Source organism: uncultured Roseobacter sp. (assembly GCF_947501835.1).
Taxonomy (GTDB): Bacteria; Pseudomonadota; Alphaproteobacteria; order Rhodobacterales; family Rhodobacteraceae; genus Roseobacter.
The window spans coordinates 527,663-537,500 of sequence record NZ_CANMXR010000002.1 but is presented as its reverse complement, the minus strand read 5'-3'; the positions used below and the strand labels follow the sequence as shown (position 1 = coordinate 537,500).

The 9,838-nt window shown below is 59.8% G+C and carries 8 protein-coding genes and 1 tRNA gene; 3 read left to right on the top strand and 6 right to left on the bottom strand.

Annotated features, from left to right (window positions below):
- Positions 1-531 precede the first annotated feature (531 nt).
- The 4 genes from msrQ to clpB all read right to left on the bottom strand — a co-directional run bounded on the left by msrQ (position 532) and on the right by clpB (position 5,500).
- On the bottom strand, positions 532-1,137 hold the full coding sequence (msrQ, locus tag Q1A20_RS06525; protein WP_299400755.1) for a protein-methionine-sulfoxide reductase heme-binding subunit MsrQ: 606 nt from the start codon (positions 1,135-1,137) through the stop codon (positions 532-534).
- A gap of 23 nt (positions 1,138-1,160) precedes the next feature.
- Positions 1,161-2,066 (bottom strand): protein-methionine-sulfoxide reductase catalytic subunit MsrP, encoded by a 906-nt coding sequence (msrP, locus tag Q1A20_RS06520; RefSeq protein ID WP_299400757.1) that lies wholly within the window; start codon positions 2,064-2,066, stop codon positions 1,161-1,163.
- A gap of 111 nt (positions 2,067-2,177) precedes the next feature.
- A complete protein-coding gene (locus Q1A20_RS06515; RefSeq protein ID WP_299916444.1) occupies positions 2,178-2,828 on the bottom strand; it encodes an HAD-IA family hydrolase in 651 nt (216 codons plus the stop codon).
- Between the two features lie 53 nt (positions 2,829-2,881).
- Positions 2,882-5,500 carry an ATP-dependent chaperone ClpB gene (clpB, locus tag Q1A20_RS06510; RefSeq protein ID WP_299916442.1) on the bottom strand — a complete coding sequence of 873 codons (2,619 nt, stop codon included), beginning with the start codon at positions 5,498-5,500 and terminating at the stop codon, positions 2,882-2,884.
- A gap of 571 nt (positions 5,501-6,071) precedes the next feature.
- On the opposite strand from clpB, the gene pyrF reads away from it, so the two are divergent.
- The gene (pyrF, locus tag Q1A20_RS06505) at positions 6,072-6,788 is read left to right on the top strand and encodes an orotidine-5'-phosphate decarboxylase (RefSeq protein WP_299400762.1); all 717 of its coding nucleotides are present in this window, start codon (positions 6,072-6,074) and stop codon (positions 6,786-6,788) included.
- Positions 6,789-7,023: 235 nt separating this feature from the next.
- Here pyrF and Q1A20_RS06500 read toward each other — a convergent pair whose 3' ends face one another.
- Positions 7,024-7,437, bottom strand: a complete 414-nt coding sequence (locus Q1A20_RS06500) for an NUDIX hydrolase (RefSeq protein ID WP_367180873.1) — start codon at positions 7,435-7,437, stop codon at positions 7,024-7,026.
- Between the two features lie 58 nt (positions 7,438-7,495).
- Between Q1A20_RS06500 and Q1A20_RS06495 the strand changes: the two genes are divergently transcribed.
- Positions 7,496-8,749: a DNA polymerase IV gene (locus tag Q1A20_RS06495; RefSeq protein WP_299400766.1), complete on the top strand. Its 1,254-nt coding sequence runs from the start codon at positions 7,496-7,498 to the stop codon at positions 8,747-8,749.
- Positions 8,750-8,752: 3 nt separating this feature from the next.
- On the opposite strand, the gene Q1A20_RS06490 is transcribed toward Q1A20_RS06495, so the two are convergent.
- On the bottom strand, positions 8,753-9,613 hold the full coding sequence (locus Q1A20_RS06490) for an N-formylglutamate amidohydrolase (RefSeq protein WP_299400769.1): 861 nt from the start codon (positions 9,611-9,613) through the stop codon (positions 8,753-8,755).
- Between the two features lie 149 nt (positions 9,614-9,762).
- Here Q1A20_RS06490 and Q1A20_RS06485 point away from each other — a divergent pair.
- Positions 9,763-9,837: transfer RNA gene (locus Q1A20_RS06485), tRNA-Val, on the top strand.
- The last annotated feature ends 1 nt before the right edge of the window (position 9,838 follow it).

The window sequence follows — 9,838 nt, the reverse complement described above, 5'->3', positions numbered from 1 at the left end:
TAACTTCTTTGGCGCGCCCCGCCTCGTTTACCTCTGATTTTATTCTTGCGTCTCGTTTCGGTCCGTCCCGTTTCCGGTGTGTCCCGCCCGTCTGGCGCCCCGTTGGTGCATCTCTGCGCCGCCGGTGAGGGGGGTTCTACGGTTAGTACGGGGTACCCGCAACCCCTTTTTTCAAGAAACGTCATTTTTTTTACATCTTTCTGCTTTTCCCTTTAAAAACAGCCTCTTGCTTGTGGAAAATTTCTCTGCGGGGCCGCTTTCAGCATGAAAATTTCGTTTATCAGCGGTCAGTGGCGCATCCCATATCCCTATATATAGCGTTATCCACAAAGCTATCCCCAAGACTCCTCGATTCATTTGGCAAATCAGGGCCGACTCGCGGCGTGAATCGCCTGAATCACTGGTGATTCATCCGCCCGAAGGCAAAGATTCGTCCAAATGGTCAAAAATGAATCGGCAAATCACGATGTTTTAGTCCGAAACCCCGACTCGGCGGCTTCGTACCCTGCTGAATTTTCCGGCGGTCGAGGCTCAGACAGCCTGTTTACTGCGCGCTTTGGGCAGGCGCAGCGCCAGAAGACCCAGAATCGCAGCCATATAGAGGAGCGGTTCGGCCGCCCAGGTCTTGGTGAGCATGATGTAGTGCACACCACCCAGCAGCACGGCGAGATAAGAAAGCCGGTGCAACTTGCGCCAGCCAGCACCGAGTTTCCGCACAGACCAGTTGTTGGAGGTCACCGCGAGGGGCAGCAGCAGGATAAAGCCAACCATGCCTATGGTAATATACGGGCGCTTCAGGATGTCCGCCCAGATCTGGCTGAGGATGCCCACGTCCAGCACCAACCAGACCAGCAGGTGCAACGCGACATATGTAAAGGCCAGCAATCCCAAAGCACGGCGGAACTTCAGCAGATTGACCCCGAGCAATCGGCGCAGGGGGGTGATCGTCAGGCCGATGATCAACAGCTGCAAGGCAATCTCGCCCAGCTCATGTTCAAGCGCCTTGATGGGTTCACGTCCCAACCCGCCCGTCTGCGCCAGATAGAGCAACCAGGGCACGGGCAGCAGACACACTATATAGAGGCCCCAAGTGGGCACCCGGCGCGCAAACGCATTTATGTGATCAACAACCGTCATGGGCGTACCCTAGCACAAACTGCTTAATAGTACTTTCGCAGGTCCATACCTTCATAAAGGCTGGCAACCTCTTCTTCATACCCGTTGAACATCAGCGTCGGCACCCGTTTTGAAAACAGCCCGCCGCCCACCTTGCGTTCCGTGGCCTGGCTCCAGCGCGGGTGATCCACCTCCGGGTTCACATTCGCATAAAACCCGTACTCGCTGGCTTGCAGATCCTGCCAAGTGTTCACCGGTTCCTCGTCGGTGACGGTGATCCGCACGATCGACTTGATCGATTTGAAGCCATACTTCCACGGCACCACCAAACGCATCGGCGCGCCGTTCTGATTGGGGATGGTCTTGCCATAGATGCCCGTCGCCATGATCGTCAGCGGGTGCAGCGCCTCATCCATGCGCAGCCCTTCGACATAGGGCCAGTCAATCGTGCGATATTTCTGGCCAACCATTTCTTCGGGGCGATAGAGCGTTTCAAAACGCACGAATTTGCCTTCGGGCTGGGCGCCGGCCATTTCCAGCAGGTCCGCCAGTTCAAATCCGTTCCACGGGATCACCATCGACCATGCCTCGACACAGCGGAAGCGGTAGATGCGCTCCTCCACCGTCATCTCGGCCATGATGTCCTTGAAGCTATATTCACCAGGCTTTTCGACCAGACCATCAATGGTCACCGTCCAGGGGTCGGTCGTCAACGCACCGGCATAAGCCGCCGGATCGGTCTTGCCGGTCCCGAATTCGTAGAAGTTGTTATATTGCGTGATGTCTTCCCAGGGGTTCGGTTCCAGCGCCTCCTGCGCGTCAGCCCGCGTACTCAGACCGGCCACAGCGGCACCCGCCGCCGCGCCGGCGATCAGTTGTCGGCGGTTCATGAAAAGCGGCTCCGGCGTGATCTCCTCATGGGTCAGGTTATTCGTCCACCGATGTGCCATCGTCTACTCCTGCGCAATCGCGTTTTGCATCATGTAGAGAGTGTTAGGTTCAGGACCAAACCATTTCGAGTCACGAATGAGACAGGAAACTGTAACGTTTGGGGTGATGCCTCACAGGCCCAGCAGATCGGGCAGCGCATCCATCGACGCAAAAAGCCTGTCGCAGATGGGGTCCAGCCGCGCCGGATCGCTCTGCGCGACATACCCAAATGTGCACATGTTTGCGGCCCTTCCTGCCCGGGCACCGCTGGCGCTGTCTTCGACGACCACACACCGGTCCGGCGCAACACCGGCTTCCTGCGCGGCCTTCAGGTAAACGTCGGGCGCGGGTTTCGGATTTGCGACATCCTCGCGGGAATAGATGCGGCCCTGCAAACGTTCGATGAGGCCCGTGCGCGTCAGGGTGATTTCCATTTTGCGGTGCGGGCCGTTTGAGCCGACCGCATAGGGGATGCCAGCATCGTCCAATGCGTCCAGAACGGCCGCAATGCCGGGCACGGGTTCGACCCGGGCCGCAAGCACGTCAAAGATTTCGCTGTATATCGTGTCCAGCCATCCCTCCGGCAGTTCCGCACCCATGTCGCGCGCGGTATTCATCACGCCCATCATGGTCCCACCGACAAAGAGATCGACAACCTGGTCGATAGAAATCTTCAGCCCGTGCCGCGCCAGATTGTCCCGAATGATCACATTGGTCAGCGGTTCGCTGTCGACCAGAACACCGTCACAATCAAAGGTCACCAAGTCGGGGGGAAGGTTCATGAAAAAGGCCGGGTCATATGCCCGGCCTTTCTGACGTTATAATGTGTAGCGCGTCAATGCACGACCGCATCATCCGGCTTGGGCCGGTTGGTCGCCGCCACCCTATCGCCGATGATCAGCCCTTCGGCCCCGGCGGAGATGTTGAGCGTATCGCCGTCCTTCACGTCTCCCGCCAGCAGCATTTCAGCCAGCGGATCCTGCAACGCCCGTTGGATGACGCGCTTCAGGGGCCGCGCGCCAAAGACCGGGTCATAGCCTTCGTCGGCCAGCCACTTGCGTGCACCATCGTCCAGATCCAGCGTGATTTTGCGGGCCGCCAGCCGTTTCAGCAGGCGCGCCATCTGGATATCCACGATGCCGTCCATATCGTCACGGCCAAGCCGGTCAAAGATGATGGTCTCATCCAGACGGTTCAGGAACTCGGGCCGGAAATGCGACCGCACCGCATCCATCACATCGCGTTTGGCATCGGAGGCATCCGCCCCATCGGGCAGACGGCTCAGGCTTTGCGCCCCAAGGTTCGACGTCAGGATGATCAGCGTTTGCTTGAAATCCACCGTGCGGCCCTGCCCATCGGTCAGCACGCCATCATCAAGCACCTGCAACAGCACATTGAACACATCCGGGTGCGCTTTTTCGACCTCATCGAAAAGAACCACCTGATAGGGTCTGCGCCGCACCGCCTCGGTCAACACGCCGCCCTCATCATATCCGACGTAGCCGGGAGGGGCCCCGATCAACCGCGCCACCGCGTGTTTCTCCATGAACTCCGACATATCGATGCGTACCATGGCGCTGTCATCGTCAAAGAGGAACTCCGCTACGGCTTTGGTCAGCTCGGTTTTCCCCACGCCGGTCGGTCCGAGAAAGAGGAAAGAGCCCAGGGGCCGGTTTTCGTCGTTCAGACCCGCGCGCGCGCGGCGCACCGCATTCGACAGCGCCCGAACGGCCGTGCCCTGCCCGATCACCCGCTTGTGCAGCTGATCTTCCATGCGCAGGAGCTTTTCGCGTTCCCCTTCCAGCATTTTGCCTGCGGGGATACCTGTCCAGCGCTCGACAACGCTTGCAATCTGTTCCGGGCGCACAGCCTCCTCGACCAGCATGTCGCTGTCGTCGCGGCCTTCGGCCTCACCAAGCTGCTTTTCAAGCTGCGGGATCACGCCGTAGGAAAGCTCACCGGCCTTAGCCAGATTGCCTTCGCGTTTCGCAATCTCCAGCTCGGCGCGTGCGTGATCCAGTTGCTCTTTCAAATCCCGCGCGCTCGACAGCTTGTCCCGCTCGGATTGCCACTGCGCGGTCATCTCGCCACTACGCTCCTGCAAGTCGGCCAGGTCCTTTTCCAGCGTCTCCAGGCGGTCTTTGCTCGCGGTATCGTCCTCCAACCGCAGCGCTTCGGCTTCGATCTGCATCTGCAGGATCGACCGATCCAGCGCGTCCAGCTCTTCGGGTTTGCTGTCCACTTCCATGCGCAGACGGCTCGCGGCCTCATCGACGAGGTCAATGGCTTTGTCCGGCAGAAAGCGGTCGGTGATGTAGCGATGGCTCAGCGTCGAGGCCGCGACCAGCGCGCTGTCGGAAATCCGCACGCCGTGGTGCAGCTCATACTTTTCCTTGATGCCGCGCAGGATACTGATGGTATCTTCAACCGTCGGCTCCAGGATCATCACCGGTTGGAATCGGCGGGCCAGAGCCGCGTCTTTCTCGACATATTTGCGGTATTCATCAAGCGTGGTGGCCCCGACACAATGCAATTCGCCCCGCGCCAGTGCGGGTTTGATCAGGTTGGCCGCATCCATGGCGCCATCCGCCTTACCCGCGCCCACCAGCGTGTGCATTTCGTCGATGAAAAGGATGATCTCACCTGCGGCCTCCGTCACCTCGGTCAAGACCGCTTTCAAGCGTTCCTCGAACTCACCGCGATACTTTGCGCCTGCGATAAGCGCGCCCATGTCGAGCGCCAGCAGTTTCTTGTTTCGCAAGCTCTCGGGCACATCGCCATTCACGATCCGCAGCGCCAGACCTTCGGCAATCGCCGTCTTCCCCACACCGGGTTCACCGATCAGGACCGGGTTGTTCTTGGTCCGGCGGCTCAGTACCTGCATGGCCCGGCGAATTTCCTCATCACGGCCAATGATCGGGTCGATCTTGCCCGCCTCGGCGCGCTCCGTCAGGTCCATCGCGTATTTCTTCAGCGCATCATAGCCTTCCTCGGCGCTCGCGGTATCCGCCGTGCGGCCTTTGCGAATGTCGTTGATCGCACTGTTCAGGGCTTGTGCTGTCACGCCGCCGGCGTCCAGCGCCGTTTTTGCCGCCGATTTGACCATGCAGAGCGCCATCAGAATGCGCTCTACGGGTACAAAACTGTCGCCTGCCTTCTTGGCCAGCGCTTCGGCCTCGGTCAGGACCTTTTGCGTGGTGTTATCAAGATAAATCTGCGCCGCATCACCGCTGACTTTTGGCATCTTGGACAGGGCAATTTCGGTTGATTGCACAACCTGGGCAGGGGTCCCGCCCGCAGCCGAAATCAGATTGCTCGCCAAACCCTGATCATCATCCATCAAAGCCTTGAGGATATGCTCGGGTGCCAGACGCTGGTGGCTGTCGCGCGTTGCGATCGTTTGCGCCGCTTGGATAAAGCCGCGCGACCGCTCCGTGAACTTGGTCAAGTCCATGGTATTTCTCCTTTTCCAAAGCGTCCCGGGTGGCTGCGCCCGACCAGGCGGCACGTCAGCGGATGGGACCTTGAACTTTATCTGGGGCGCACGGGCGGCCGCTTCAAGAGGCCCGCACGCTCCAATAGAACTATAGTCATACAGCGATGATCTTGCTGTGACGTAAATCAAATACGACCTTATGGGAAAGCGCCGCTGCCTTTCCCCGTTACGCGCAGCGCCACCGCCCTTATCTATCACTGCAGACAAAGGCCCAATCACGGTTCGCCCCGTGTTCTGCCGGTCTCGTCGTTGCGTAATAAGTTGGCTTGTTCTGCCAGTTCCAGTTGGTTCGCCTGATTTCACAACTCCACTTCATCAGGCGGAGCAACCGGTCTCAAAGGTGAGAGGTTGTGGCCTGGCAGCTACCCCAGATCGGGTAACGCGGCACCGCCTTTGAGACTGTATCAATCACCTTGGCCCGGAGCGCTTACTTGCGGCGTCTTCCGGGTCTTTTTTTGTCTGGACCCCGACCCGATGGACAGCCGCGATCCAAGAGCATAAGGAAACGCAACAGACAGGGGAGCAGATGATGACGGATGACAGATTGATCGTGGCATTGGATGTGCCCAACGCGCTGGCGGGTGCTGAACTGGCCACGCAACTGGGCGATGCGGTGAATTTCTACAAGATCGGTCTGGGCATGCTCACCGGGGGCGGTCTGGCCCTGGCCAATGAGCTGAAGCAGGAACAGGGGAAACGCATTTTCCTCGACATGAAGCTTTTTGACATCGGCGCCACCATCGAGGCCGCTGTCCGGGGTCTGGCACAGTTTGACCTCGATTTCCTGACGGTGCACGGCGATCCGCATGTGGTCGCCGCGGCCAAGGAGGGCGCGGGCGCGTCCGATATGAAGATCCTCGCGGTGACCATTCTGACCTCGCTGGACCGTGCGGATCTGGACGTCTGCCAAATCAGGGCGGGTGATGTGTCGGAACTGGTCGAAGCCCGCGCCGCACGCGCTTTCGAGGCAGGTGCCGACGGGGTGATCGCCTCCCCGCAGGAGGCTGCGATGATCCGCGCACTGCCCCAGGCACAGGACCGGCTGATTGTGACGCCAGGTGTGCGCCCGGCCGGTGCCGATTTGGGGGATCAGAAACGCGTCGCGACCCCGGCAAATGCGGTTGCAGATGGCGCAGACCACATCGTTGTGGGCCGTCCGGTGTGGAAATCATCAAATCCGCGCGCTGCCGCAGAGGCCATTGTGGCGGAGTTGAACAGCCCACAGGCGCACAACCCAAACCACTGATCCCTATTCAGAATTCGCATTTATCCACAGGCGCAACCCGAATGTCGGCCCGGGCTGTAAAAACAACCCACTGTGGCTAATGCACAACAGACCACTGCATCTGGTTCAAACCGGTGATCTGGCGGTAGGTGAATTCGCCTTTAAGTGGTATCTTGACCCTAGGTGATACTCCCCAACGGACCGCGTCTTCCTGAGGTTCGTTACCTCCCCCCGCTTAAAGCAGCGGGGGGGTTTTTTAAGAAACACCCTCTTCCAGGAAATCTTGCAGCCGCTCCTGAAACCGAGGCACGACGCCCGGGTGCCGCAGAAATTCAGCGACCTCCATCACGCGCCAGCACTGTCCTTCATCGCCAAAGACAATCGCCTGCTCTGCACCCAGAGCCAGCCGCGCGACAAAGAACCAATTGCTCTGATCGCCCGTCTGGTAGAACCGACGCCAGCAAACGGCATCGGGCGACACGTCCAACCCCAATTCCTCACGCGTTTCGCGCAACGCGCAATCCAGCGGTGTCTCTGCACCCTCACGGCCACCGCCCGGCAGATCCCAATGACCCGGATATGGAATGTCCGTGCGATCATCCCGCAGGATCGTGATGATCCCGCGCCCGATCAACAGCGCCAGCTTCGCCCCGGTGAATGGCATGTTCATTTCATCTGCGCTGGCGTAAGGTTGGCCCATATCTTCATGATAGACGAACTGCTCGCAAATGCCCGCACTTTGCCGCGATTGCCTGACCGAATTTGACCAAGGACGCCGCTGTCCCGCCTGCGGCAGCCCCCGTGTCGTGGCGCATCCGGAACTCTTTTCGCTGTCGATTGCGCATATGGATTGCGACGCCTTTTATGCGTCGGTCGAAAAGCGCGACGATCCCAGCCTGCAGGACAAGCCGGTGATCATTGGTGGCGGGCGACGCGGCGTTGTCTCAACGGCCTGCTATGTGGCTCGCATCCGCGGCGTGCGGTCTGCAATGCCGATGTTCCAAGCGCTCAAGCTCTGCCCCGACGCGGTCATCATCAAACCCCGGATGAGCGCCTATGTCGAAGCCTCGCGCGCGATCCGGGCGATGATGGAGGAGATGACGCCGGACATCGAACCGCTATCACTGGATGAAGCGTTCATGGATCTCACCGGCACAACACGCCTGCATGGGCATCCTCCGGCGGTTATGCTGGCGCGGTTGATCAAACGAATGCGCACCGAGCTTGGGCTGACCGGCTCCATCGGTCTGTCGCATAACAAGTTTCTGGCCAAGGTTGCCTCCGATCTCAACAAGCCGCACGGTTTTTCGATCATTGGGGAAGCCGAAACAGATGATTTCTTGCGTGACAAGCCGGTGCGCATGATCTGGGGCGTGGGGCCCGCAGCACAGGCCTCATTCGACAAGGCGGGCATCCGTACCTTTTCGGACTTGCTGCGCTGGGAGCGCACGGAGCTGATCGCACGCTTCGGATCGATGGGCGACCGGCTCTGGCATCTGGCACGCGGGCAGGACCGGCGCCGCGTCTCGGCCCATGCCCCGATGAAATCAATCTCCAACGAGACGACATTCCATGACGACACCAGCGACCCCGACCTGCTGGACGGGCATCTGTGGCGCATGGCGGAAAAGGTCGCAGACCGCGCCAAGGCCAAAGATATCGCGGGACGCGTCGTAACGCTGAAACTCAAGCGTTCGGATCATTCGCTCCTGTCGCGCCGGGTCAGCTTGCGCGATGCCACACAGATGGCGGACACGATCTACCGCACCGCGCGCGGGCTTTTTGACCAGGTCGGCGATCAAGGTCCCTATCGGCTGCTGGGCTGCGGCATCTCGGATCTGATCAACGCCGAAGGGGCGGATCGCTCGGGCGATCTGCTGGACCCACAGGCAAAACGGCGCGGTGAGGCCGAACGCGCGACGGATGAAATACGCGCCCGCTTCGGCCCCGATGCCATTTTGAAAGGCCGCGCCCTGCGGTAGCGGCTATTCCGCAGCCAGCGGCATGCGTTCCTGCCCGATCTGCGCAATCTCTGCGATCACGCCGCGCAAGGTGCGCTGAACATCGGCAAAATGCGCCGAAGGTTTGATCGACTGCTCGTCCATATAGATCGCGCGGTCAATTTCGACTTGCACTGCATGCTGGCCACGCGTCGGGCGCCCATAGGCCTGTGCGACATAGGCCCCGGCAAAGGGTGCGTTGCGCGACACCGCGAAACCGGCGGCGGCAAAGGCCGCCTCAACCCGGTCGACAACGTCCCCCGAGGCGGCAGCCCCAAAGCGGTCGCCAAGCACGATCTCAGGGCGTTTCGCACCGCGCCGGACGATCCCCTGCACCGCCTCATGTGGCATCGAATGGCAATCAATCAGCACCGCCTGCCCGTGGTGACGTATGGCATCATCCAGCAGGGATTGCAGCATGTTGTGATAGGGGTGCCAATAGTCGTTCAGGCGCTGCCGGGCCTCCAGCATGCTCAGTTTGCCGCGATAGATGGCACGCCCGTTGGCGACCACCCGGGGGATCACCCCAAGGCCCGACGCCACCCGTGGATTATGGCTTTGCCGCCGCACGCCCTCTATCAGCGCCGGGTCCAGCTCATCACTGCTGCGGTTCAAATCCACAAAGGCCCGCGGCGCACCCGCTTTGAGAAAAGTCGCCCCGAATTGGATCGCAGAATCAAAGAGCTGGTCCACAAATGCATCTTCGGAGGACCTTATGGCGTGATCGTCCAGCACGGTGGAGCGCAAAAGCGACCATGGATACTCGCGTCCGCTATGGGGCGAGGCAAAAACCACGCAAGATTGGTTCTGCTCGGGGTAAAAGACTTCAAACGCTGACTTTGACATGTACCATCCTCTTGAAACGACCATAGCGCAGAAAAAGCAAAAACCAAAAGCCCTTGATCTTAGCTGCGACTCCTTTTAAAGACCCCGCTACCGGCGCGTCTTTTCGCGCCCCATTTTTGTTTGGGGTTAAGAAAATCGCGTTATATAGGGGGTGATTAGCTCAGCGGTAGAGCACTTCGTTGACATCGAAGGGGTCACTGGTTCGATCCCAGTATCGCCCACCAC